Raw genomic sequence first — 23,047 nt, forward strand, 5'->3', positions numbered from 1 at the left:
GGTGGTGCGCTCAGTCGCCCTGAACCCGGTCGATCATGTCCATGAAATCCCGCGCCGAATTGCGATCGGCCTCGTCCTCGAAGGCTTTGTCGAGATCCAGATGGGTGCCGAGCATATAAAGCACTGCCCATAGAGCAAAGCGCCGTCCCCGATCCTTTTCCAGACCGAAGTCGACGCGCATATGTTCGATACCCGCGTCCATCGCTTCCGGCTGGATGGCGGCAAGGTCGGCGGTGCCGAAATAGCGTTGCAACTGGTCATTAAAATCCATCGGGCGGGCTTATGCTGTCCGGTGGATATTGGCAAGCCGGGTGACCGAGACGGCGCCCGGATCTGCGGATGGCGCGCAGGGAACAGGGACGGCTTCCCCCCTCCACCGGGAACGGATCGCCACCTCGCGCGTATTCTGGGCATGGGGACAAGAAAGACAGCGACAGAGATTTTTTCCTGGACGACAATTGGCCTCTCGCTGGCGCTGCTGGCGGGCATGGCGCTTGGTGACCTGACCCGCCAAGCGATGCACGCCCGTCTCTACGCCCCGCTCGCAGCCGATCCGGTCGAGCGCTATGCGCTCGGGCAAAATGCCTACAAGATGCCCCATGTGCCGGCCAGAACAACCCCGGTGCAGCCTGCGCACCATACCGGCGCGGGCTATGAGATCGGCCGTTATCAGAAGGGCGTCCGCATTCTGGCGCCGCAGGAACCGGCCCGCAAGGCCGACCGGCTAAGGGTGCAGCGGCTGCAGGCCTGGAGCGAGGGGGCTTCCGGCTCGGATACCGGCTATCCGGAGGTTGCGGGCGAGGGGAAGGAGCCTAGGGACGTCTATGCCCCTATCAATGTCGGCGCTGTCAGGGATGCGCCAGAAATGGCGGCCATGTCGGCTAGCGGAGCTTAGCGGGACCGGAGCAACCGGTTCTATTCGCAAGCGGTGCTCTACAGTCCAAGAACCCCGTCCATTCCGTAGCGCCCGGTGCTCTGTTCAAGCAGCCAGCCAGCCGCCTTCACGGCCCCCCGCGCGAAGATCATCCGGTTTTCCGCCCGGTGGGTTAGTTCGATCCGTTCCTCGTCGCTCGCCAATATGACCGTATGATCGCCGGCGACCGATCCGCCGCGCAATGCCGCAAAACCGATCGCGCCCTTACTGCGCGCGCCGGTGATGCCGTCGCGGCCGCTTTCGCTGTTGTTGGTCAGATCAATGGCGCGCCCCCGCGCCGCTGCTTCGCCCAGTAATTTCGCGGTGCCGCTGGGGGCGTCGACCTTGTGGCGGTGGTGCATTTCGACGATTTCGATATCCCAGTCGTCGCCCAGCCGGCTCGCCGCCTGCTCCACCAGCGCCGCCAGCATATTGACTCCGAGCGAGGTGTTGCCGGTCTGCAGCACGGGGATTTGGATCGCGGCCTCGTCGATGGCGGCATGATGCGCTTCTTCCAGACCGGTGGTGCCGATGACGATCGGCTTGCCGGCAGCCACGCAGGCATCGAGCGTTGCCTGCAGCGCTTTCGGTGAGGAGAAGTCGACCAGCACGTCGCTTGCCGCCACCAGCGCCGTCACATCATCGCCCTGATCCGCGCCGCCGGCGTGGCTGTGGCCCGCTTCCTCTATCGCCGCGAACAGCGCCTGTCCCATGCGGCCCTTGCTGCCGATAATTCCGATGGCTGTCATGTTGGGGTCCCTGTCTTTGGTCCTGTTGTGCGACACTCTCTAGCCGCTCGTGTCGAGCGAAGTCGAGACACGTTGGAATGAAATTTCTCGCGCCTGCGCCCCACATGCTTCTCGACTTCGCTCGAAGCGAACGGTTATGGGGGCCGAATGCTGCAAAGATTCAACAATATCGTCATCCTCACCGGCGCCGGCGTTAGCGCCGAGAGCGGGGTCGCCACCTTTCGCGGGCCGGATGGCCTGTGGGAGGGGCACCGGGTCGAGGATGTCGCGACGCCCGAGGCCTTTGTCCGCGATCCCGATCTGGTGCAGAAATTCTACGACGAGCGCCGCGCCAAGCTGAAGACGGTGGAGCCCAATGCCGCGCATCAGGCGCTGGCAAGGCTCGACCAGACCTGGGCGGGCGAACTGCTGCTGGTGACGCAAAATGTCGATGACCTGCACGACCGCGCCGGTTCGCAGCGCCTGTTGCATATGCACGGCGAGCTGAACCGCGCCTGGTGTCTGGCCTGCGATGCGCGCTCGCCGTTCGACGGGGATATGGCTTCCGGCCCGCCCTGTCCTGCCTGTGGTCAGACCGGAAGCCTGCGGCCCGACATCGTCTGGTTCGGTGAAATGCCCTATCAGATGGAACGGATCGAGCAGGCGCTGCGTTCATGCGATCTGTTCGTGTCGATAGGCACATCGGGCGCGGTCTATCCGGCCGCCGGCTTCGTCCAGACCGCGCGCTATCACGGCGCTCGCACGCTGGAGATGAACCTCGATCCGTCGGAGGGCAGTTTTCATTTCCACGAAAGCCGGATGGGCAGGGCAGGCGAGCTGGTGCCCGACTGGGTCGAACAGGTCCTGTCGCACGGGCTGTGTTGAGATGGCGTCAATGCGAGGCAGCTGCCACTGCGGCGCGGTGCTAATCACCGTCCCGTCCCCGCCCGAACAGGTGACGCGCTGCAACTGCTCGCTGTGCCGCATGACCGGCTGGATCGGCGGCTACTGGCATCCCGATGAGGTGACGATAGAAGCGCAGCCCGATGCGCTGAACCCTTATGTCCAGGGCGACAGGATGATCACCACATGGAATTGCGCCCGCTGCGGCACGCCTGGCCACTGGACCCCGCGGACCGCGCCGCCCGAACGCATGGGCGTGAATATGCGGATATTCGATAGCCAGGAGTGGCGCCATCTGCCGGTTCTGGACGTTGACGGCGCGCGCTTCTAGCCACGCGCGGCGTAAAGACTCTTCTTTTCAATATGATAATGGTTCGTTAAGCCAATTGCAGCTTCGCCGTTGATTACAGTTGTCGCGGCAACCGGACATCGAACTAGCGACAGGGAGTAAAATTATGAACGAGAATGAGCAAAAGCCTGCTGGCCGGATCGGGAAAAGAAGATATGAAAAGCCGACCCTTGTCCTGTTGAGCGATCCGACGAGGGTTGAAGGAAAGACTTTCTCGCGCACCTACGAGGGCACGTCTGCGGGTCGCGGTTTCGGAGTCAGCTAGCTGATAGCGCCCGTGGCGCCATTTGTACGGCCCGAGCGCGTTGTATGCAACTCGGTCTGTCGAGCGGACAAGACCGGTCGGTCGACCTCCGGGTGATGGAGAATTTCGCTGTCTTTCAACCGCACCAGATACGGAGCCTGACATTGCGAAAGTTTTCCATCTGCCTGCTCTCGACAATCTGCGCCTTGGTGCTGGCTCCCGCTGCTGTTGGACAGCAGCCTGGCAGTAGCGGCGATCAGGCGACGGCCAATAGACTGGCGGGCCGCTACAGCCTCGCCGGGGTGATGGAAACCGCGGCGCAACTGCAGCTGGCGGCAGATGGCAGCTATAAATGGGTGCTGATGGTCGGCAATCTCGACCTCTATAGCGAAGGCCGCTGGACCCAGGCGGACGGGCAGGTTGTTCTCGGCCCGCACCGATTCGGCAAGGACCGGCCGGTTTTTGCGCTGGGGGCATCCTATCCCTGGGGTGACGAAGAAAGAGAGTCCGCTCATGGCCGCGATATGATCCGTCTGCAGAATCGCGCGAAGTGGCAATGCGCCTTCCTCGACAATGGCGGCTATTATGCGTCTTCCGGCGCTGATAATTCGCAGGAAGATATGACCCCGGCGCAGCGCTATAAAGTCGCTGTCGCCAGCGAACAGGAATTGCGGGCCGCTTATGAGCGGGCAATCGACGCCTATTTCGCCCGTGACCGGTCCGATCCCGATGACAGTCTGGAGGTTTCCGCGCGCACGGCGAGACGAAACTGGGGCCATGCGGTCGCAGTGCTAGCCAAGAGCGCGCGGGCGGCGGGCAAGACCGCCCGCTATCAACCGCCATCGCTGCCCGCCGACTGTTTCTTCCTGTCCGACTACCGGCCCGAATATGCCGGCGATCAAACGGGGCCCTGGATCGACTGGCGCGACGGTGTCGGCATTTGGGTCAACCGGCGCGAGCGGCCCGACGCTCGGCTGGATATCGATGCCGCCTTCACTTTCGCCGACGGTGGTGTCGAGACGGCCAGCAGCCATGAACTGGGTTTCGCCTTTGTCCCCGCGACCGCCAATCGCCAGCTGAAGGCGATCAGCCTGACCCTGCGGCACGACGGTGGCGAATATTCTTCCCGCTTTGAGCTTGCGCCGGACCCCGATGCGCGGGTTCATGAAGTGAAGCTGGACCGCAGGGTTTTGATAAAGCCGCCGTTCGAGCAGCTCCGGCTGAATATTAGCGGCGACCGGCTGGTGCCGGCGGATGGCAGCGGCGGCGCCTATATCAGGCGTGACTGAATATGCGACGGGCCCCGCCCGCTACAGAGGCGGAACGGGGCCCGTGAATGGTTCTGGCTCTAGCCCGCCGACGGCCGGTGCGCGTCATCGGACCAGTCCTGCCGTGCTGCCCATTGCTCGAGCGTTTCAAATTCGACCTCCGGCAGGCGCCGGTGCATGTAATCGGTGTTGACCAGAAACGGCTGGGTCGGGGAATCATTATTATAATGATAGAAGGACGCGATAAAGTCGCGCATCGGCTGTTTCTCTTCTTCCGCCATCGAATCGCCCAGAGCGTCGACCAGCAGCGCACCGAATTCTTCCGGTGTGCAGGGATCATATCTTATTTCCCGGCCGAACACGCGCGACAGGGCCTCGGTCACCTCGGTCGGTTTCAGCGCCTGCGGGCCGCCGATATTCATCCAGGCGCCTTCCAGATCGGGACGGGCCAGCGCCGCCGTCATGCATTTTCCGACATCGTCGAGGCTGATCCAGTTGGCCGTCAGATGGGGCTTGTGCGCATAGACATAGCGATCTTCATGGACAATGAAGGGGCGCGCCCAATTGGTCAGCAGATTGTCCATGAACAGCACCGATCCAAAGACCGTCGCCGGTATGCCGGTGCGGAACAGGGCGTTGATCGCCGGGGTGTTCTCGCCGTAGCTATGGGCTTCACCGGGCTGATCGGGAATCCAGCCCGACGTGTTCCAGACAAACCGGTCAAGGCCGGCCTCGAGTGCCGCCGAACCCAACTTGGCGACCAGCTCCGCGCGATTGCCGGGCGATTGCAGGGGATGGGTGTAGAACACCGCGTCCGAGCCTTCCAGTGCCGGCACAAATGTGGATTCGTCGGACAGATCAATGATCCGGGTCTCATCGGCGACATTGCTGCCGCCAAGGTCGGGGTTTTCGCTGCGCGAAAGGGCCCGGACCTTGTGCCCGGCCGCGGCCAGCTGTCTCATTTGCGCGAGACCCTGTCGTCCGGTTGCGCCCACTACGGATACCAATGCCATCAATCTCTCTCCTGTTTTATTTTCTAGGAGGAAAATCTAGGCGCGCGGCTGTGCTCTCTCAATGCATCAATTAGTCAGGGGGCTGGCACTGCCCTTTTGCGGAGCGCCCTCTACAGATGCTTGGTCACGAACAGAAAGATGATCCACAGCGCCAGCGCCACCATCGTCAGCCAGGTCGCCACCACGCCCAGCTGGCGAAAGCGCGGCGAGCCGCCCCTGTGATGCTGGGCCATGCCGACAATATGGGCAACCCGGCCGATCAGGAAGACCGCGGCGATAATCGTGATGCCGATATGATGGGCATTGGCGAGTTCGAGGATCGCGAGCATGATCAGGAAGATCGGCGCATGTTCGGACAGATTGGCATGGGTGCGCCGGGCGGCGAGAAGATCGGGATTGTCGCCATCACCAAAGCCGATCTGATTGGCGAAGCGCACCTTGACCGTGGCATAGGCGCAATAGATCAGCAGCAGCGCACAAATCGCGGCGGCGAGGCCGGTTACCGGTAATGTCATGATATTCCTCCCTGTGTTTTTTCCGTCCTAGCCGATTTTCGGCAAAGCGCAAATTGCGGGGAGGGGAGCTTGTGCGTCAGTCCGTTTTTTCCCGGCGCGATTGGCTGGAGTGAAATGGAACGCGCGAAAAGTTCGTGCATTTCGTCAATAGACGCTACACCAACGAACAAACGAACCGAAAAAGGAAATTGATATGCGCGCATGGGCCCTGAAGAGTCGTCCCGCCGGTACCCCGGTGGCTGATAATTTCCAGATGGTAGAGTCAGCGGATGCTCCGCTTGCCGAAGGCGAATTTCGCATCACAAATAGCTGGCTGTCGGTTGATCCCTATATGCGCGGACGGATGAATGACGTGAAAAGCTATGCGCCCCCGTTCGGTATCGGCGAGCCGATGACCGGCGGCGCGGTTGGCACGGTGACCGAAAGCAACAACGCCGATTATCCGGTCGGATGCAAAGTGCTGCATATGGCGGGTTGGCGCGACACCGCTGTCGCTGGCGGCAGCAATCCTCCAGCAGGCGGAATGCCACCGGTGAAGCTTCCCGATCTCGGTGTTCCCGATCAACATTGGCTGTCCGTCATCGGCATGCCCGGAGGCACAGCCTGGTTCGGCCTGCTGAAAGTCGGCGCGGCCAAGGAAGGGGAAACTGTCTTTGTATCGGCGGCGGCTGGTGCGGTTGGCTCAACCGTGACCCAGATAGCAAAGGCCAAAGGCATGACCGTCATCGGGTCAGCCGGTGGCGCAGGAAAATGCGCATGGGTCAAAGAAATCGGCGCGGATGCCTGCATCGACTACAAGGCCGGTCCGGTATTGCCGCAATTGCGCGCAGCCTTGAAGGAACTCGGAAAATCCGGCGTTGATGTCTATTTTGACAATGTCGGCGGCGAACATCTCGATGCGGCGCTTGCCTGCTCCAACGAACGCGCCCGTGTGGCGATTTGCGGGATGATTGACGTTTACAACGATCAAAAGCCGCAATCGATGCAATATCTGACCATGATCATTGGCCTGCGCATAAAGATCGAGGGCTTTCTCTATCCCGATTTCGCCGCGCAAGTGCCCGAGTTCAATGCCGATATGGCGCAACTGATTGCATCGGGTGCCGTCAAGGGCCGCGAGACAGTGATGGAGGGACTGGAGAAAACACCGGACGCGTTCATCGGGCTGTTTACCGGCGCGAATACGGGCAAAATGCTGGTCAAGATTTAGGGCTCCGGTGAAAGGGGGTAGCTGAGATGACACCTAAGCCGCTGCGCAAAATATATTGTCGCATGGTGGCTGGCAGTTCCGCCCTTGCGGCGATAACCCTCGTCCAGGCTACTCCCGCCCTTGCTACCGAAGCGCCAGACATCTCGATTTGCGATGACCTGCCCATTGATGCAGAAATCACGGCAGCGCGCGTAGATCCCGTCGCGCTGCCAGCCGACTGGGAGGGTTTCGCCACGTCTTCGCGCAACTGGATCGCGATATGGACCGAGCATAGCAGGACCTATTGCGTGGAAACCGCATGGATGTTCGAAGCCACCAATTTCGAGCGATTTGGCGAACGCTTCCTCGGTTTTGACTGGATCGGTCTTGAGGCTTTTGGCTATGTACTGATCGACCGGGCCCGTCAGGGCCGCGAGATCGATACAGGCTCCAGACCGCTTTTTTCACCCGACGGTAGCAAATTTGCCACGTTGCAAAGGTCCGATGCAAACTATGGCGGTTTTGAAGGCTTTGCGATCTGGCAAACCCACGGAAACAGGCTTGAACCCTATATTGTCAATGCCGGGCCGCCGCTCTATCCGATGTACGATTGGCGGATAGACCGCTGGGAAGGGGAGCATTGCCTCCATATTTCAGCCGTCCCCTATGACCGTTTTGAAGGCAAGTGGGAAATCCTTCCAGGCGTCCCACGAGACCATTATGTGTCCAGCGCTTCCAATGACTGGCGAATTTTGGAAGGTGTGGAATGCGAAATGGGGGATCGCCCTTGAACGCTTCGCTGACGTTTTGCGGTTGGTTCATCGCCAGTGCCACATCCGCAGCGCTATCCGCCGGGGGCGTGTCGGCCAGCGAGCCTGCGGCAATTGACTGGAAAACGGCCACAGCCGGTTTCGCGGAAGGAGAGCAGATGTCTCCGATGGTCTTCAACATGAAGGACGCCGCCCGCTGCAGCGGGCGCTGGATGGTCCACGCCGGAGCGATCCATTACGGCACCTTCCCGGAAACGGTTGTGGACGCCTTCATTGACCAATTGCAGCTCCCCGCTGCCGTAAACGCGGTCGATTTTTTCATCACGGAGGATCGCGACCATCCCGCCGCTCGTGATGCCTCCGACGAGGCCGATCGCCTGATGGGGCTTGCATTGGCGGGCGATGCAACGGCAGCGCACATCTATTTCAACAATCTCGGCCTGTGTTCGACCCAGCCTGAAATGGTGCAAGACGGGAAACCCGTGGCGATAGATGCGGCAGCGACGACCCAACAACAGGCAGAAGCATCGCCAATCGAAATTCCATCCGGCGATTTCGATGAACCTGTAAACCAGCGGAGGCTGGCCTTTATCGAATTATTCGTTAAGCGATTGCGCGACGGCGCGCCGGTTGCCGATCTGCTTAAGCCACAGATATCCTACGTTTATACGGTGAAGCACGACTGTGGAGCTGCAACGACCGGCTATGTTGACTTGCTGCCCGCCGCCGATGTCGACAACGGGTTTCCCTTTGAAGCCACATACACCTGGGAAAACCCGGATTGCACGGTGCCGACTGAGCTTGATTCAGTAGAAGCCTTCAACCTGACGGAAACCATGTCAGACTGGAACCGGATAGAAGCCGCCGCCGATGATCACAATTTCGACGTATTCTTCTTATCGGACAGAGCGAGAAACGACTATCTGCTCATAAGCATCGAACCTTATGGCAAAGGTTATGCCGTCTCGAAAATCGAATATCGGGGCGAGATTCCCTGACAATCAACGGCGATCGCTTTGTTGATCCCGCCATGTGGCGGATAACGTAACAATAATATCCGACATACGCGTACGACAGCAAGGGGGGGGGCGGAAGTCGCTATTTCAGCCATCCCATATGGCAACAGCTTTTGAATTCAGCAGGACCGGCAAGTCTGTGGCCGATCAGGTCGAGGACCTGACTATGCCAGCGCTGATCAGGCTTTAGGGGGCGTGCCACAGCTTTTGCAATGCGGGTCCTTGGGCAGGTTGATGCTGCGCATCGCGGGGGCAAGGCCATCGAATAGCTGGAGTTTTCCGGCGGGGTCCCGGCCGAATCCGGTGATCACGCGGATCGCTTCCATCGCCGCGAAGCTGCCCATCAGGCCGACCATTGCGCCGAGAACGCCAACTTCACTGCAATTGTCGCAATCATCGGGGTCGAGCGCGTCGCCGACGAAACAGCGGTAGCAGGGCTTGTCCTCTTCCCAGCCGCGGAACGTGCCAAGCTGTCCCTGGAACTGCCCGATTGCCGCGGAAACCAGCGGAATATGGTGCCGGAGCGAAATGTCGGAAACCAGCAGGCGGGTCTGGTAATTGTCCGATCCGTCGATGATCGCGTCGAAGGGTGCAAAAAATGCTGCGCTGTCCTCTTTCAAATGCTGCGCGGTAAGTCTTTGATTTATAGGATTTACTTCAATGTCGGGGTTGATCCGCTGTGCAGCAACTTTGGCAACATCGACTTTTGCGCTTCCGACATCATTTTCGGTAAACAAAACCTGCCGCTGCAGATTCGAGAGGGAAACGATATCATCGTCAAAAATGGTCAGCGCGCCAATTCCCGCAGCCGCCAGATATTGAATCGCCGGACAACCGATGCCGCCCGCTCCGACAATCAGAATATGCGCGCCGAGTATCTTTTTCTGCCCCGCCCCGCCAATATCGCGCAACACAATATGGCGCGCGTAGCGGTCGAGCTGTTCGTCAGAAAGGTCCAATAGCCTACCAGTAGAATTTCAAGACGCTGCGTCGCCAAGCGGGTTTCTTGTCGGGTGTCGATTGCATGTTATTCTTGCCGATCCGGGCAAAATAGCGGGCGACATATTCTTCCAAGGCCGGACATTGGATGGAAATCGGCGTCACCTGGCGGAGACTCCTCTTGCCATCCACCAACAGCAGGACCTGGACAAAATAATTTTCCCCATCGAACAGCTTTTCTGTAGGTGTGCAACCGTCGGTCAGCTTTTTCGCTTCCAGCGATTCCTTGTAGCTATACTCCGGCTTTCGTCTGAATTCCGCTGCCGGCACGGCGCGTAGATCGTCGGGTACCGGCGGGATTGCGGAACTGGCGACCGAACCGGTCTGCAGTGCTGCCGCGAGTATTAGAGTCGAAATACTCATTTTCTACACTCCCGTTGATCCAAAGCCACCTTCTCCTCGCGCAGTCTCGTCGAGTCGGTCAACCTCTTTGAGAATGCCGCGCTGGACAGGTGCGACGACTATCTGGGCGATGCGGTCGCCGCGCTGGACAACGAAGTCCTTCTCGCCGTGGTTGATCAGGATGACTTTCAGCTCGCCGCGATAGTCGCTGTCGATGGTGCCCGGGGTGTTGGGAATGCTGACCCCTTTTTTCAGCGCCAGTCCCGAGCGGGGCCGGACCTGGATTTCATAGCCGTGAGGAATGGCAAAGGCGAAGCCAGACCCGATCAGGCCCCGCCCGGCCGGTGCGATCGTGAGATCTTCCGCTGCCCGTATATCCATTCCGGCCGAACCGCTGGTTTCATAGGAAGGCAAAGGAAGGTCGCCGGCGTGGTCCAGCCGCTTGACGGCAATATCGACGGGTTCGAACATCAGGATATTTCCTCGCTGATTTTGGTGACTATACGCCGGGCCACTTCCGGTTTCGGAAGGCGATCCCATATCTCGCTGCCCGACTGGGTGACGATGTGAACGCTATTGTCAGCGCCGCCCATCACGTCTCCGGACACATCATTGGCGACAATCCAGTCGCACCCCTTCTTTGCCAGTTTTGCCTTGGCATGTTCTGCTATATTCTCGGTCTCGGCGGCGAAGCCGACAAGCAGGCTGGGCCGCTGCCGGTGGCGCGCCAGGCCGGCCAATATGTCGGGATTTTCTGTCAGCCTGAGCGGTGCAGGTGCGGCTCCCTTTTTCTTGATTTTCTGCTCGGACTGGCTGTCTGCGCGCCAGTCGGCGACGGCCGCAACCATGATAGCAACATCGGCGGGTAGGGCGTCGTGCACCGCCTTTTCCATCTCGACCGCAGTCTCGACATCAATTCGCGTGACGCCAGCAGGCGTTGTCAGATGTACGGGGCCAGCGACCAAGGTCACCTGTGCGCCGGCTTCTGCGGCAGCGGCGGCAATGGCAAATCCCTGACGGCCAGAAGAGCGGTTGGCGATATAACGGACCGGATCGATCGGTTCATGGGTCGGGCCGGCCGTGATCAGCACATGCTTGCCGCGCAATGGACGATGCCGGTCGGGAGCAAAGGCAGGCTGTCCGTCGAGCGGGTTTTGACCCGGATCGGGCGCTGTCGGAGTTTGTGATCCCAGTATCGCACCGATTTCCGCCATGATTGCTGCAGGTTCCGGCAAGCGTCCGGGACCATATTCGCCACAAGCCATATCGCCTTCATCCGGATGCATCACGAGAATCCCGTCGGAACGGAGCTGTTCGATATTCCGCTGGGTCGCGGCGTGCTGCCACATCCGTACATTCATAGCCGGGACCGCCATGACCGGTGTATCGGTTGCCAACAACAAGGTCGTCGCCAGATCGTCGGCAACGCCGCCCGCCATTTTGGCCAGCAAATTTGCGGTAGCGGGACAGACGACCACCAGATCGGCTTCGCGGCTAAGCTGGATATGACCCATTTCCGCTTCATCTTTCAGCGACCAGAGCGTGGTGTGCACTTCGTTTTCCGACAAAGCTGCCAGCGTCATCGGCGTGACAAATTGTGCTCCGGACTCCGTCAGCACGCATCGGACGGTCATCCCTGCCTTTCGGATTAGGCGAATAAGCTCCGCTGCCTTGTAGGCGGCAATTCCACCACCGATTATCAACAGTATATGTTTGGGCTTTTGCATAGCGCTGCCTTCTGCATTTTGGTTGATCGCCATGCAACACATTTGATTATCGCGGCAGCCTTTGATATCTGACCGACAACGAAAACAGCGGGTCGCATTCCAAATTGCCATCGGGAGGCGGGACATGGATTCCAGATCACTGATAACGACGATCGCTATCGCCCCGATGCTGGTTTTTGCGGCATGTTCCGGCGCTGCCGACAGGACGGATCGGCAAGACGATGTCACGGTCAGTGAATCGGTGGAAGACTCTCTGGATGCCGGGGATGCTGTTGTAGATGCAATGGATGAGGCAAGCGACGAGGCTGCCGCTGACGCTTTCGAAGATGCGGCTGAGGCTGCTGCAGATGCCGTAGCCGAAGAGAGGACCGGCGTTAGTGAAGCGGCGGAAGAAGATCCGATCCGCAATGCTGCCGGGCAGTCGGTCGATGTTTCGCCTGTGCAGACCATCTGGTGCGGTGATGTTCGTAAACGCGTTCCGGCCGGACTCTGCGAGGATTATCGCGATCAGATTGCGGATCTTGATCAGGGGATTGCGGCATTTGATCCGCCGCGCGACATGGTGAAAGGACAAGCTAGCGAAGTCCGTCTGGCGATCGGGCCGGAGGAAGAAGAGTTGCGCATCAAATCGCTGGCGGGTGACCAGGGCATGGCGGCAACTGCAGGCATCGAAATTGGCGCGAAGATGCGCGCGAGATTGACCGGACGCGCGTTCGACATAGATCCGGATATTCCGGTCGATCTCGAGATGGGCCGTTCACGGCGCAAAGTGTGGGCTTGGGATGTCACTCCGAAAAGGGAAGGCACTCATCCCTTGTCCGCCGAAATCACTGTTCTTGCAACCGACGGAACGATTCTTAACCGCTATCCGAGCGATCTGATCAGGGTCAATGTTACCGTCTCGCAAAGTGAGGCCCGGGAGATTGCCAGAGCTGAACGGGCCAAAAAGCGGGCAGAGGCTGAACAAGAGGTGGGTTTCTGGACTAGAATGGCCAAGCTGCTGCTCGAATTCTGGTGGGCCGCGCTTGCCCTGCTGAGCGGTATAATCGGCGGCTGTTTTTATCTGAGAGACAAGCTGCGGAACGCCAAGGCCACACCGCCACCGGCGTGAAATCAGACGTTAGTGTAAAGCCAAACTGCACCGGCTCCGGCAGCGGCAGCAACAACCGTCGTCAGGGCATAACGCCAGAATTCTCCGCTTCCGCCTCTTTTCCGTTTTTCCCAGATCAATTCGACATCAGCCACAGGCGGTGGTGGTGGCGCACCGCCCTGGCGGGGGAGTTGGGCATCTAACCGACGAACGATATCGGGAAGCATCAACAGCGTGTCGACATCCGCATTAATCCGGTCGGCGATCGCGGCCTCAGGTCCCAGTTCGCCGCGGATCCATTCCTTCACGTAGGGGCCGCTGGCATCCCACATGTTGATCGTCGGATTGAGGTCGGTGGCGATGCCCTCGACCATCACCATCGTCTTTTGCAGCAGCAACAGATGCGGCTGGGTTTCCATATCGAAATCGCGGGTGATGGCGAACAGCCCGTCCAGCATATCGCCGACCGACAGTTCGCTGACCGGTTTGCCGCGCATCGGCTCGCCGACCGCGCGCAGGGCTGTGGCGAAATCCTCCATGCTGTGATGATCCGGAACATATTGCGCTTCGAAATGGATTTCCGCAACGCGTTTGTAATTGCCGGTGGTCAGGCCGTAGAGGATTTCCGCCAGCCAGAAACGGGCTTTTTTGTTGATACGTCCCATGATGCCGAAATCGATGGCAACAATCGTGCCGTCTGCCTTCACGAACAGATTGCCCTGATGCATGTCGGCATGAAAATAGCCGGCCTCGATTGCCTGCTTCAGGAATGTGTGGACAAGACGGCTGGCGATTGCATCCAGATCATGGCCCGCCGCTACCAGAGCTTCGCGGTTCGAGATTTTAACCCCGTCAACCCAGTCCAGCGTCAATACCCGGCCCGAAGTCCGGTCCCAGTCGATAGCCGGAATCTCAAATTGATCCACCTGAGCCATATGTTCGGCCAGTTCCGAGGCGCTGGCGGCTTCGCGGCGCAGGTCCAGTTCGCGCATGGTCCAGCGCCTGAAATTGGCGATAACCAGCTGCGGACGCAGGCGGGCGGCCTCCCCGCCCAGAGCCTCGAGATGTGCCGCAGCCCATTCGTAGGTTTCGATATCCCGGGAAAATTTCTTGATGATGCCGGGGCGCAATACTTTGACGGCAACATCCTTGCCATCAAGCGTGGTTGCGCGGTGCACTTGGGCGATTGATGCGGCGCCCACCGGATCGGGATCGATGTGACTGTATAGTTCGTCCAGCGGCTTGCCGAGGCTGAACTCGATCTCGTCGCGAATCGAGTCGAAGGGAACCGGCGGCAGACTGTCCTGCAGTTGCAGCAAATCGCGGGCCGCCGCTTCGCCGATTATGTCAGGCCGGGTCGCCAGCGTCTGGCCGAGCTTGATCGCGGCCGGGCCAATGGCTTGCAGGGCTGCTGAATAATTGGGCTCCTTCGGCTGAATCGTACCGATCCGGGCGATGCGAAACAGGCGCCGGACCTGCGGCGGCGTTGCCTTGTGCTTTTCAAGATCGCGGAGTGCGCCATGTTTGGCGAGCGTGCGGCCCCATTTGAGGAGACGGAATATATGGGTGCGGGAACTGGTCATTGCTGCTGTGCGCTCAGACTTTCCAGCCGCTATGAATGGCGACCAGCCCGCCCATCATCGGCTCTACTTTGGTCTGGCTGAATCCGGCTGCATGGATCATGGCGCGGAATTCTTCCATCGGCGGGAATTTGGCGATCGATTCGGCAAGATAGCGATAGCTGGCTTCATCATTTGCCAAAAGCTTCCCGACTTTCGGCAGAATATGGTGGGAATAGCTATGGTAGACCTTGTCAAAGCCGGGCCATCTGGTCTGCGAAAATTCCATGCAATAGAAACGCCCGCCATATTTGAGCACGCGATGGGCTTCTGCCAAAGCCTTGTCGATATGGGTGACGTTCCGGATGCCGAAGACGATCGTATAGGCATCGAAATGGGCATCGGGGAAGTTCAGGTCTTCGGCATTCTGCTGACTCCAGACCAGGCGCGTCTCGTCCTTGTCGAGCGCTCGTTCGATCCCCTCGGCCAGCATTTCCGCATTGATATCGGCAACCGTGATGTCGGCGCCGCTATCAACCATACGAAAGGCAATATCGCCGGTGCCGCCGGCCATGTCGAGAATCGTTTCGCCTGCCCGCGGCTTGACGCGGCGAACGAAGCGGTCTTTCCACAGGCGATGGGTTCCCGCGCTCATAGCGTCGTTCATCACATCATATTTGGATGCAACGCTGGAGAAAACGGCGCCAACCTTGGCGACTTTCTCGCTCTCTTCGACCTCTTCATAGCCGAATGAGACGGTTTTGCTTTCGATGGCCATTTTTTATCCGTGCTGATTATTCTATGAAATCCCGAGTAGACGAGCCTTGGCAGCACTGCAATCACTCTATAGCTGCCCTTTGGACCGTAACAGAAAAGGAATGCCATGCCCGAGTTGCCGGAAGTGGAAACGACCGTCGCCGGTTTGCGGCCGGTGCTAGAGGGGCAGCGCCTGACGATGGTCGAGCCGCGCCGCGCGGATCTGCGCTGGCCGATCCCGGTGGATTTACGGCAGAGGATGACCGGTGCGGTGGTAACCTCGCTCGGCCGGCGGGCGAAATACGGGTTGATCGAAACCGATCGCGGTGATGTGATGATCTTTCATCTCGGCATGTCAGGCCGCTGGCGGATTGATCCCGAAGACATAGAAAAACACGACCATCTACTGGTCGAAACACAATCGGGGCGCCGGTTGACGCTCAACGATCCGCGCCGATTCGGTTCGTTGGATATAGTTCGCCGTGAGGATCTAGGCCATTACAGGCCATTTGTCGCGATGGGGCCGGAGCCTCTGGGTGACGATTTCACAGGTGGCTATCTGAAAGCGGCAACCAAGGATCGCAAAGCCCCGATCAAACAGATATTGCTGGACCAGCGCACCGTTGCGGGACTCGGCAATATTTATGTGTGCGAGGCTCTGCATATGGCGGGCATATCTCCAGGCCGAAAGGGCGCCGCGATATCAAAGCCGCGTTACGAACGGCTGGTTGCCGCGATCAAGCAGGTTCTGATCGCGGCCATAGCGGCCGGCGGATCATCCCTGCGGGATTTCGTGCAACCGGACGGAGAACTGGGATATTTTGCCAAAGATTGGCGGGTCTACGGCCGCGAAGGCGAAGCCTGTGAATGTGGTGCGCCAGTGTTGCGGCGAGTCGATAGCGGACGGTCTACCTTTTACTGTTCGCATTGTCAGAAATAAGCCATTCACTAAGCTATTGACGAGAATCAGCTGTCACGCTATTGGCCGCGCTCTTGAGCCGGAAGCTGTCCGACAAGTACCGGCATTTAATTTCAGATTTTGAGGGTTTTTCATGGCTAATACGCCGCAAGCAAAAAAACGTATCCGTCGCAACACGCGCCGCACCGCGATCAACAAGAATCGCCTGAGCCAGATCCGCACCAAGATCAAGGCCGTAGACGTTGCGGTCGAGGCCGGCGACAAGGACGTGGCAGCAGCAGCCCTTAAAGCCGTACAGCCGGAACTGGCACGCGGTGTTTCCAAAGGCCTGTATCACAAGAACACGGCTTCGCGGAAATTCAGCCGGCTGACAAAGCGGGTCGCGGCGCTCTAAATAGCCCGATCAGTCTAGACAGAATAACCCGCCCGATTGTGGCGGGTTTTCTTTTGGGCGATCACTACACTTCGAATCGCACATAGTCGGTATGTCGATCTCGTGATCGACTAAAAATCCTGTTTTCTCTTGTGCTGTTGGTCCCAAAGGGGCCAAGTCGGTGCAGGGCGTCAATCTGTCGCTGTTCAAAGCCGGTTCAGCCCGGCCTCTCTATCTTGCGCACCATGATGGTGGGTAATTTGAAGGAAAAAACATGACTAATTTCACGAAACATGTCTGCAATCGCAGGCGCTTCTCTACGCTGGCGCCGGTCGCACTATTGTCGCTGGCCGCTTGCGCAACGCCGTTTCGTGCGGATGTCCAGCGTTTTGTCGCGCTTCCCGACACGACGGGCCAGAGTTTCGCCGTGGTTGCCGCTGATCCCGATCTGTCGGGTGGCCTGGAGTTTGGCCAATATGCGATGCTGGTCGAGCAGAAGATGCTCGAACTCGGATACCAGCGCAGCGATGATCCTGCTGCGGCAGAGCTGATCGTCAGCATGGATTATGAAATTGACAAGGGGCGCGAGAAAGTCGTTGCCGATCCCGACCCGTTCTATCCTTCTGCCCGTTTCGGCGGATATTACAGACGTCCTGGCTATCGCTATGGATTCCACGATCCGTTCCTTTACGGCGGCTACGGTTTTTCCGGCTATAATGGCGTCCGCAGTTTCACCGTCTATACCAGCGAGCTGGACATGAAAATCGACCGTGCTGCCGATGGCGAACGTCTGTTCGAAGGCAAGGCCGAGGCCTTGTCGCGGTCAAAAAATCTGACCTATCTGGTGCCCAATCTGGTCGAAGCCATGTTTACCGATTTCCCGGGCAACAGCGGCGAGCGGGTCCGGATATCCATCGCCCCCGAAAAAGAATAGACCGGCTTCCGGCTGGCTTGAAAGCCGTTCAGCTTTCAAGCTGGCGGAGCAGCATCCGGACATCATTGTCCATTTCGCTGTCTTCGCCGCGCAATTGCTCGACCAGCTTCACAGCATGGATGACCGTGCTGTGGTCGCGGCCGCCGAATTTGCGTCCGATTTCCGGATAGCTGCGCGGTGTCATCACCTTGGCCAGATACATTGCAACCTGGCGCGGCCGGGCCACCGCGCGGGCGCGGCGCTTGGATGACATTTCGTTGCGGTCAAGCCGGTAATATTCGCAAACCGTGCGCTGAATTTCGTCAATCGTGATCCGGCGGCGGCAGGCGCTCAATATGTCCGACAATTGCTCTTCGGCCAGTTCGCGAGTGATCTCGCGTCCGGTCAGCTGAGCATAAGCGAGCAACTTGTTGAGTCCGCCTTCCAGCTCGCGCAGATTGCGGCTGATTGTACGGGCAAGAAAATCGACGACCTCTTCCGATACATTCTGGTGCGGCATGCTCGCCAGACGATGCTCGAGAATGTCGCGCCGCAGTTCGAGGCCGGCAGACTGGATGTCCGCGACCAACCCCATGGACAGCCGCGACAAGAGGCGCTGGTCGACGCCATCGAGCGCCTGTGGCGGACGGTCTGCGGCAACCACCACCCGCTTGCCCTGGCTGATAAGCGAATCGACCGTGTGGAGAAATTCTTCCTGCGTCGAATTCTTGCCGACGATAAACTGGATGTCATCGATCATCAGCAGATCCGCTTCGCGCAGCGATGCCTTGAATTCCATGCCCTCGTTGCGGCGCATCGCGGAAACAAATTCGATCATGAACCGTTCGGCGGACATATAGATGATCGTCGAAGAGGGGAATTCTTCGCGAAATGCATGGCCGATGGCGTGCATCAGATGCGTCTTGCCCTGACCGGTGGAGGACTGGAGATAGAGCGGACTGAACAGCGGTTTTTCGGCAGCGGCTGTGCGTTGCGCGGCGTTAAGCGCGAGAATATTCGAGTGACCGGCGATAAACTGGTCGAAGGTCATCCGCGGGTCGAGGTCCAACCGGAACTTGCTTTCGGAAACAGCCTCGCGGCTCGCCGGTGCCGCAGTGCCATTGAGCGGGGAGACGCGGGCGATTTTTGCAGAGCCTGACTGTGCCTGGAACACCAGATCGGTGACCGCCGGATGATGGGCTTTCCATGCCAGCAGCAACCGCTCGGCATAGCGGTCCCGCACCCAGGTGGCCGCAAATTCCGAAGGGAGTTCCAAATGCAACGATCCGTTACCCGAATCAAACAGAGCGAGCGTGATCGGCTTGATCCACTGGCCGAAAATCTGCGCGCCCAGATCGCGGCGCAAACCGCTGCATATCTTGCGCCAGCTGGCTTCCAGATCACCAGAAATCACAGTCTCATCCGCAACAGCGGCGTCAACCGACAGTCCGCTATCCCGGCCTTCTATATTCTTACTCACTAGCATCCCCCGACAACATCCCCGTTTGGCGCGCGATCCCGACGCCGATACTTGACCGCAGATCCAGAATTCAGCAGCCTTCAATTTCCCCAGCCATGGGAATCAATCGGGCACAAATGTGCGTTGCTGAAAACGCGTTTTCAACGATGATCTCTATTTTCCAATTAGGCTTTGATATGGCGATTGCAGCCATCAGCCGAGCCTTCTTAGTAAGCCCCTCTGCATGAGTCGATCAAGGGCGCTCCTGTAAAAAAAATGAAATATAACGATTGACAGCGGCAAGCCGTGGATTTTGCTAAAAATCTTTTTAACACACTGATATATATAAGTTATATGCTGTGGATAAGGATGTATAACTTGCGAATCGCGGAGTCAGCTAGGGTTCTGGTTAATGACGAAATGATCATGGCAAGCCGGCATGGAAAATCTGTTCCGGAGCATCTTGTTTGCCAAGCCCTGCAATTGGGCTTGCCAAAGGCGTCGGGATTTGGCAATGGCGCTCGCCTGACCTCGACGATGCTGATAGGCATCCTGTCATGGGGGCGATTAGCTCAGTTGGTAGAGCGCTTCGTTTACACCGAAGATGTCGGCGGTTCGAGCCCGTCATCGCCCACCATCATCCCGATAGAAGCCGGTGATGGTTCGCTCGTGCGATTCACGTTATCAAAAGTTCAATATTGCGACAACGAAGCCTAGCGTCAGCGCAACTGCAACGATCGCTGGCACAAGCCGCGGCCGGTTTTCCGGTAACGTCTGCTCTGGAAAGTCAGCGCGCAACCGGTAGCCGGTGATCATCGGTCCAACGAGAGTTGCTTTGAAAAGAAAATGATAGACCGCAACCGCAGAGATATGAAGTCCGATCAGAATCGCCAGCAGATTGAAATTGAACTCGTGGATTTCCGCCAGCTGCCTTCCGGTATCGAAGGATATCAGAATGGCGAGGGGCCCCGATTCAAGTCCATCGACATCTACGGCGAACAATCCGGTCGCGATCTGGGTGGCGAGGGCCGTCAGCAGCGCAAAGACGCCGAGCACAGCAAGCGGGCTGTGGCCAAAGCTTGGGCTATATTTCCGGGTCCGCAAATGCGCGAGATAAGATTTTAGCGACCCCAGCCTGCGAATCATAGGCAGGAAGCGTGCTGTCCAAGTTCCGACCAGCCCCCAAATCAGACGAAAGAGGACCAGAGCGAACATGGTCAGGCCCAGACTTCTGTGCCAGTCCATATGGCCCTCTTCCGCGGTCCACCAGAGCAGGGGCACGAGAATCACCATCAGCCAGTGGACAAGCCGGACGGCCACATCCCAGACCAGAATGCGCGGCATATCCACTGTCATCGCGGGCTAGTCGTCCAACCGATATTTGTCGTGGCAGGCTTTACACGTGCCACCCGTTGTCTTGAAAGCGGCGGCCACTGCCTCGACATCGCCACCCTGTGCGGCTGTTTCCAGTTTCGCGGCTGCGTCCTGCATCGCCACTACCTTGCTGTCGAAATCATCCTTATCTTCCCAGATGATCGGAAGCGCTTCCGTTTCCACGCCCGAGTCGGGGCCGGTTCCTTGGGGAAACCAATCAATCATGTTCGCCGCTTCCGTCGGTACGGCTGCAGCGGCGGCCTGAATCTGTGCAAGATCAGGGCTGCTCGCCCGCAACTGATCGCTGATGGTTTTGAAGGCCTTGCCTATTTTCTTGAGTTGCGCTTGTCGCGTCTCGATCTGTTCCTTCACGGTAAGGCCATTGGCAAGCTCAACGTCGGAAGTGTCGGACACCGGACCCGTGTCCGCATTCTGGCTACAGGCTGACAGTAGCGCCAGTCCAGCGATTGCGGGCAGTATCATATGAGTTTTGCGAGGCTTCATTACGTTCTCCTTTAGGCAGTGGTGTCGAAGAATAACGGCGTTCGGTGTAAATACAATCAGTTCTACGTTGCAGGTGCCGCCAACGCCTTGATTCGCTTGTTCACCAAGTAGCGCTTGCGGGGGCGAGCAATCAGTTTTCCGCCAGAGTTTCTTCCAGCAAGGCGGCGGCCTTGGCGCCATCCCAATCCATTGCCCCAATGACTCGCCAGACTTCCTTGCCTTGCGCGTCGTAGAGAACGGTGGTCGGCATGACGCCAGAGCCAAAACCGAAACTCAGGCCATTTTCCGGATCGATATAGGGTTCAAGCTCCGTAAAATTCCGGTCTTCGAAAAACGGGAGGACCTTTTCCCTGCCCTGAATGTCTTGCGACACCACCAGTAGCTTGAGCCGCGATTTTTCGCGAGCCGCCAGATTGTCCAGCATGGGCATCTCCACTATGCACGGTCCGCACCAGGTCGCCCAGATGTTTACCAGCAACGGTTGGCCGATGAAGTCGCTTAGTTGCACGGTGCTTCCGTCGGGAGCCTGAAAAGGGGTGTCGATCATGGCTGTACCCCGCCGGGAGATATCCAGCTTCCCGACCATTGTCTTGCCGCTTTCGCCAGGCTCGCCTGATTCCCCGCTTTTGCTGTCAGCAAATTCTTGCCCCGGTCCGTTCGATTCTCTATCGCAGGCCGCTAAGTTAATCAGCAAAAGCATGAACAGGACGGTTCGCATCACAAAAGGCACAAAAAATTCCAATATCATGTGGGGTGGCAGGTTTGCCGATGGCCCTTCCTCAATCATGCGCGAGATAAACGCGTCCATCCCGTTCGACAAGAAATTATGGCGGCACGATATCCGCGCAAGTCTGGCGCATGTTGCGATGCTGGCGGAACAAGGCATCGTGGAAGCCGATGACGCGACCCAGATCATCAACGGCCTGAACCAGATTGCTCAGGAATATGAAAAAGACGGGGTGCCCGAGAATCTCGATCTCGAAGATATTCATATGCACGTGGAAGCGCGGCTGGCTGAAATTATCGGTCCGGTGGCGGGCCGGCTGCACACGGCGCGTTCCCGCAACGATCAGGTCGCGACCGATTTCCGCCTTTGGGTCCGCGAAGCCATGGATATGGTCGATGACGCGCTGGGAAGTCTGCAAAAGGCTCTGGTGGATCGCGCCGAAGAACATGCGGACATGATCATGCCCGGCTTCACCCATTTGCAATCGGCCCAGCCGGTCAGTCTTGGCCATCATATGATGGCCTATTACGAAATGATCCGGCGGGACCGTTCCCGGTTTGCCGATGCGCGGAAGCGGATGAATGAATCGCCGCTTGGGGCGGCAGCGCTGGCGGGAACCGGCTTCCCGATTGATCGCGAGAAAACGGCGGCGATGCTGGCTTTCGATCATCCGACCGGCAACAGCCTCGATTCGGTGTCCGACCGGGATTTCGCACTCGATTATCTGATGGCGGCAACCCAGTGCAGCCTGCACCTTTCTCGGCTGGCGGAAGAATTCGTCATCTGGGCGAGCCAGCCGTTCGGTTTCGTCAAACTGCCGGACAGTTTTTCGACCGGCTCCTCGATCATGCCGCAGAAACGCAATCCCGATGCGGCCGAACTGGTTCGCGGCCATTGTGGACGGATTGCCGGTGCGATGAATGCGCTAGTGATCACGATGAAGGGTCTGCCGCTTGCTTATTCGAAAGATATGCAGGACGACAAGCCACCGGTGTTTGAAGCGCATGATTTGCTCGGCCTGTCGATCGCCGCGATGACGGGAATGGTCGCCGAAGTGGAATTCAGCGGGAGCCGGATGCGCGCTCTGGCCGAATCCGGCTTCTCGACTGCAACCGATTTTGCCGACTGGCTGGTCCGCGAAGCCAAATTGCCGTTTCGCGAAGCGCATCATGTTACCGGTGCCGTGGTTTCGCTGGCAGAAGAGCAAGGCTGCGGCCTCGCCGATCTTTCGCTCGAGCAATTTCAGGCCATCGACGACCGGATCCATGCAGGCGTTTTCAACGTGCTGAGCGTTGATGCTTCCGTGGCCAGCCGATCCAGCTATGGTGGCACGGCGCCGGATCAAGTAAGGCTGCAGGTTGCAAAGGCCAGAGAAACACTGGGCCCGGAGAGCTGAA

The 23,047-nt window shown here is 58.6% G+C and carries 28 protein-coding genes and 1 tRNA gene; 14 read left to right on the forward strand and 15 right to left on the reverse strand.

All coding sequences use genetic code 11. The features are described 5' to 3' along the window. Window positions 1–10 precede the first annotated feature (10 nt). On the reverse strand, window positions 11–271 hold the full coding sequence (locus ACHZCJ_RS13295; protein WP_321327007.1) for a hypothetical protein: 261 nt from the start codon (window positions 269–271) through the stop codon (window positions 11–13). A 141-nt stretch (window positions 272–412) separates the two neighbouring features. On the opposite strand from ACHZCJ_RS13295, the gene ACHZCJ_RS13300 reads away from it, so the two are divergent. Then, window positions 413–895 (forward strand): hypothetical protein, encoded by a 483-nt coding sequence (locus ACHZCJ_RS13300; protein ID WP_321327008.1) that lies wholly within the window; start codon window positions 413–415, stop codon window positions 893–895. A gap of 38 nt (window positions 896–933) precedes the next feature. Here the strand turns inward: ACHZCJ_RS13300 and dapB are convergent, their stop codons facing one another. Then, window positions 934–1,662, reverse strand: a complete 729-nt coding sequence (gene dapB, locus ACHZCJ_RS13305; protein WP_321327009.1) for a 4-hydroxy-tetrahydrodipicolinate reductase — start codon at window positions 1,660–1,662, stop codon at window positions 934–936. A 147-nt stretch (window positions 1,663–1,809) separates the two neighbouring features. On the opposite strand from dapB, the gene ACHZCJ_RS13310 reads away from it, so the two are divergent. The 4 genes from ACHZCJ_RS13310 (at window position 1,810) to ACHZCJ_RS13325 (ending at window position 4,426) form a co-directional block, all read left to right on the forward strand. Continuing rightward, on the forward strand, window positions 1,810–2,526 hold the full coding sequence (locus ACHZCJ_RS13310) for an NAD-dependent deacylase (protein WP_159647427.1): 717 nt from the start codon (window positions 1,810–1,812) through the stop codon (window positions 2,524–2,526). 1 nt (window position 2,527) lies between these two features. Continuing rightward, entirely contained in the window at window positions 2,528–2,875 is a 348-nt protein-coding gene (locus ACHZCJ_RS13315; RefSeq protein ID WP_159647429.1) for a GFA family protein, read from the forward strand. Between the two features lie 124 nt (window positions 2,876–2,999). After that, window positions 3,000–3,158 (forward strand): hypothetical protein, encoded by a 159-nt coding sequence (locus ACHZCJ_RS13320; RefSeq protein WP_321327010.1) that lies wholly within the window; start codon window positions 3,000–3,002, stop codon window positions 3,156–3,158. Between the two features lie 44 nt (window positions 3,159–3,202). Beyond that, window positions 3,203–4,426 (forward strand): hypothetical protein, encoded by a 1,224-nt coding sequence (locus ACHZCJ_RS13325; RefSeq protein ID WP_394700121.1) that lies wholly within the window; start codon window positions 3,203–3,205, stop codon window positions 4,424–4,426. Between the two features lie 59 nt (window positions 4,427–4,485). On the opposite strand, the gene ACHZCJ_RS13330 is transcribed toward ACHZCJ_RS13325, so the two are convergent. Together ACHZCJ_RS13330 and ACHZCJ_RS13335 are read right to left on the reverse strand one after the other, a co-directional pair. Beyond that, window positions 4,486–5,418, reverse strand: coding sequence for an NmrA family NAD(P)-binding protein (locus tag ACHZCJ_RS13330; protein WP_321327012.1), 933 nt, complete (start codon window positions 5,416–5,418; stop codon window positions 4,486–4,488). A 110-nt stretch (window positions 5,419–5,528) separates the two neighbouring features. Then, window positions 5,529–5,933 carry an MAPEG family protein gene (locus tag ACHZCJ_RS13335; RefSeq protein WP_321327013.1) on the reverse strand — a complete coding sequence of 135 codons (405 nt, stop codon included), beginning with the start codon at window positions 5,931–5,933 and terminating at the stop codon, window positions 5,529–5,531. A gap of 193 nt (window positions 5,934–6,126) precedes the next feature. Between ACHZCJ_RS13335 and ACHZCJ_RS13340 the strand changes: the two genes are divergently transcribed. The 3 genes from ACHZCJ_RS13340 (at window position 6,127) to ACHZCJ_RS13350 (ending at window position 8,890) form a co-directional block, all read left to right on the forward strand. Then, window positions 6,127–7,143 carry an NADP-dependent oxidoreductase gene (locus ACHZCJ_RS13340; protein ID WP_321327014.1) on the forward strand — a complete coding sequence of 339 codons (1,017 nt, stop codon included), beginning with the start codon at window positions 6,127–6,129 and terminating at the stop codon, window positions 7,141–7,143. A 26-nt stretch (window positions 7,144–7,169) separates the two neighbouring features. Continuing rightward, on the forward strand, window positions 7,170–7,913 hold the full coding sequence (locus ACHZCJ_RS13345) for a hypothetical protein (RefSeq protein WP_321327015.1): 744 nt from the start codon (window positions 7,170–7,172) through the stop codon (window positions 7,911–7,913). Between the two features lie 158 nt (window positions 7,914–8,071). Then, window positions 8,072–8,890, forward strand: coding sequence for a hypothetical protein (locus ACHZCJ_RS13350; RefSeq protein ID WP_321327016.1), 819 nt, complete (start codon window positions 8,072–8,074; stop codon window positions 8,888–8,890). A 197-nt stretch (window positions 8,891–9,087) separates the two neighbouring features. Here ACHZCJ_RS13350 and ACHZCJ_RS13355 read toward each other — a convergent pair whose 3' ends face one another. The 4 genes from ACHZCJ_RS13355 to ACHZCJ_RS13370 are packed head-to-tail and all read right to left on the reverse strand — an operon-like array spanning window position 9,088 to window position 11,976. Next, entirely contained in the window at window positions 9,088–9,867 is a 780-nt protein-coding gene (locus ACHZCJ_RS13355; RefSeq protein ID WP_321327017.1) for a HesA/MoeB/ThiF family protein, read from the reverse strand. 4 nt (window positions 9,868–9,871) lie between these two features. Then, window positions 9,872–10,270: a hypothetical protein gene (locus tag ACHZCJ_RS13360; RefSeq protein WP_321327018.1), complete on the reverse strand. Its 399-nt coding sequence runs from the start codon at window positions 10,268–10,270 to the stop codon at window positions 9,872–9,874. 3 nt (window positions 10,271–10,273) lie between these two features. Beyond that, window positions 10,274–10,720: a dUTP diphosphatase gene (dut, locus tag ACHZCJ_RS13365; RefSeq protein WP_159647465.1), complete on the reverse strand. Its 447-nt coding sequence runs from the start codon at window positions 10,718–10,720 to the stop codon at window positions 10,274–10,276. After that, window positions 10,720–11,976, reverse strand: a complete 1,257-nt coding sequence (locus ACHZCJ_RS13370; protein WP_321327019.1) for a bifunctional phosphopantothenoylcysteine decarboxylase/phosphopantothenate synthase — start codon at window positions 11,974–11,976, stop codon at window positions 10,720–10,722. Before ACHZCJ_RS13370 ends, dut begins: the two co-directional genes overlap by 1 nt. 124 nt (window positions 11,977–12,100) lie before the next feature. On the opposite strand from ACHZCJ_RS13370, the gene ACHZCJ_RS13375 reads away from it, so the two are divergent. Then, on the forward strand, window positions 12,101–13,087 hold the full coding sequence (locus ACHZCJ_RS13375) for a hypothetical protein (RefSeq protein ID WP_321327020.1): 987 nt from the start codon (window positions 12,101–12,103) through the stop codon (window positions 13,085–13,087). Window positions 13,088–13,089: 2 nt separating this feature from the next. Here the strand turns inward: ACHZCJ_RS13375 and ubiB are convergent, their stop codons facing one another. After that, window positions 13,090–14,649 (reverse strand): 2-polyprenylphenol 6-hydroxylase, encoded by a 1,560-nt coding sequence (ubiB, locus tag ACHZCJ_RS13380; protein ID WP_159647471.1) that lies wholly within the window; start codon window positions 14,647–14,649, stop codon window positions 13,090–13,092. Window positions 14,650–14,662: 13 nt separating this feature from the next. Beyond that, a complete protein-coding gene (locus tag ACHZCJ_RS13385; RefSeq protein WP_321327021.1) occupies window positions 14,663–15,403 on the reverse strand; it encodes a class I SAM-dependent methyltransferase in 741 nt (246 codons plus the stop codon). A gap of 105 nt (window positions 15,404–15,508) precedes the next feature. Between ACHZCJ_RS13385 and mutM the strand changes: the two genes are divergently transcribed. The 3 genes from mutM (at window position 15,509) to ACHZCJ_RS13400 (ending at window position 17,607) form a co-directional block, all read left to right on the forward strand. After that, complete coding sequence (mutM, locus tag ACHZCJ_RS13390) at window positions 15,509–16,321, forward strand: bifunctional DNA-formamidopyrimidine glycosylase/DNA-(apurinic or apyrimidinic site) lyase (RefSeq protein WP_321327022.1); 813 nt, start codon at window positions 15,509–15,511, stop codon at window positions 16,319–16,321. 112 nt (window positions 16,322–16,433) lie between these two features. Then, window positions 16,434–16,694 carry a 30S ribosomal protein S20 gene (rpsT, locus tag ACHZCJ_RS13395; protein ID WP_159647477.1) on the forward strand — a complete coding sequence of 87 codons (261 nt, stop codon included), beginning with the start codon at window positions 16,434–16,436 and terminating at the stop codon, window positions 16,692–16,694. Window positions 16,695–16,947: 253 nt separating this feature from the next. Beyond that, window positions 16,948–17,607, forward strand: a complete 660-nt coding sequence (locus ACHZCJ_RS13400; protein WP_321327023.1) for a DUF4136 domain-containing protein — start codon at window positions 16,948–16,950, stop codon at window positions 17,605–17,607. 28 nt (window positions 17,608–17,635) lie between these two features. On the opposite strand, the gene dnaA is transcribed toward ACHZCJ_RS13400, so the two are convergent. Next, the gene (gene dnaA, locus ACHZCJ_RS13405; RefSeq protein WP_394700122.1) at window positions 17,636–19,072 is read right to left on the reverse strand and encodes a chromosomal replication initiator protein DnaA; all 1,437 of its coding nucleotides are present in this window, start codon (window positions 19,070–19,072) and stop codon (window positions 17,636–17,638) included. Between the two features lie 64 nt (window positions 19,073–19,136). Next, window positions 19,137–19,259 carry a hypothetical protein gene (locus tag ACHZCJ_RS13410; RefSeq protein ID WP_268893913.1) on the reverse strand — a complete coding sequence of 41 codons (123 nt, stop codon included), beginning with the start codon at window positions 19,257–19,259 and terminating at the stop codon, window positions 19,137–19,139. A gap of 347 nt (window positions 19,260–19,606) precedes the next feature. On the opposite strand from ACHZCJ_RS13410, the gene ACHZCJ_RS13415 reads away from it, so the two are divergent. Then, window positions 19,607–19,682: transfer RNA gene (locus ACHZCJ_RS13415), tRNA-Val, on the forward strand. A 47-nt stretch (window positions 19,683–19,729) separates the two neighbouring features. Here ACHZCJ_RS13415 and ACHZCJ_RS13420 read toward each other — a convergent pair. The 3 genes from ACHZCJ_RS13420 to ACHZCJ_RS13430 form a co-directional block, all read right to left on the reverse strand. After that, window positions 19,730–20,389, reverse strand: coding sequence for a cytochrome b/b6 domain-containing protein (locus tag ACHZCJ_RS13420; RefSeq protein WP_394700123.1), 660 nt, complete (start codon window positions 20,387–20,389; stop codon window positions 19,730–19,732). Between the two features lie 18 nt (window positions 20,390–20,407). Then, the gene (locus tag ACHZCJ_RS13425) at window positions 20,408–20,923 is read right to left on the reverse strand and encodes a cytochrome c (RefSeq protein ID WP_321327025.1); all 516 of its coding nucleotides are present in this window, start codon (window positions 20,921–20,923) and stop codon (window positions 20,408–20,410) included. Between the two features lie 130 nt (window positions 20,924–21,053). Next, a complete protein-coding gene (locus tag ACHZCJ_RS13430; RefSeq protein ID WP_236554059.1) occupies window positions 21,054–21,470 on the reverse strand; it encodes a TlpA disulfide reductase family protein in 417 nt (138 codons plus the stop codon). A 199-nt stretch (window positions 21,471–21,669) separates the two neighbouring features. Here ACHZCJ_RS13430 and argH point away from each other — a divergent pair, with 199 nt between their 5' ends. Next, window positions 21,670–23,046, forward strand: a complete 1,377-nt coding sequence (argH, locus tag ACHZCJ_RS13435) for an argininosuccinate lyase (protein WP_159648073.1) — start codon at window positions 21,670–21,672, stop codon at window positions 23,044–23,046. Window position 23,047: the final 1 nt, after the last annotated feature.

The organism is uncultured Parasphingorhabdus sp., from assembly GCF_963677535.2.
GTDB lineage: Bacteria > Pseudomonadota > Alphaproteobacteria > Sphingomonadales > Sphingomonadaceae > Parasphingorhabdus.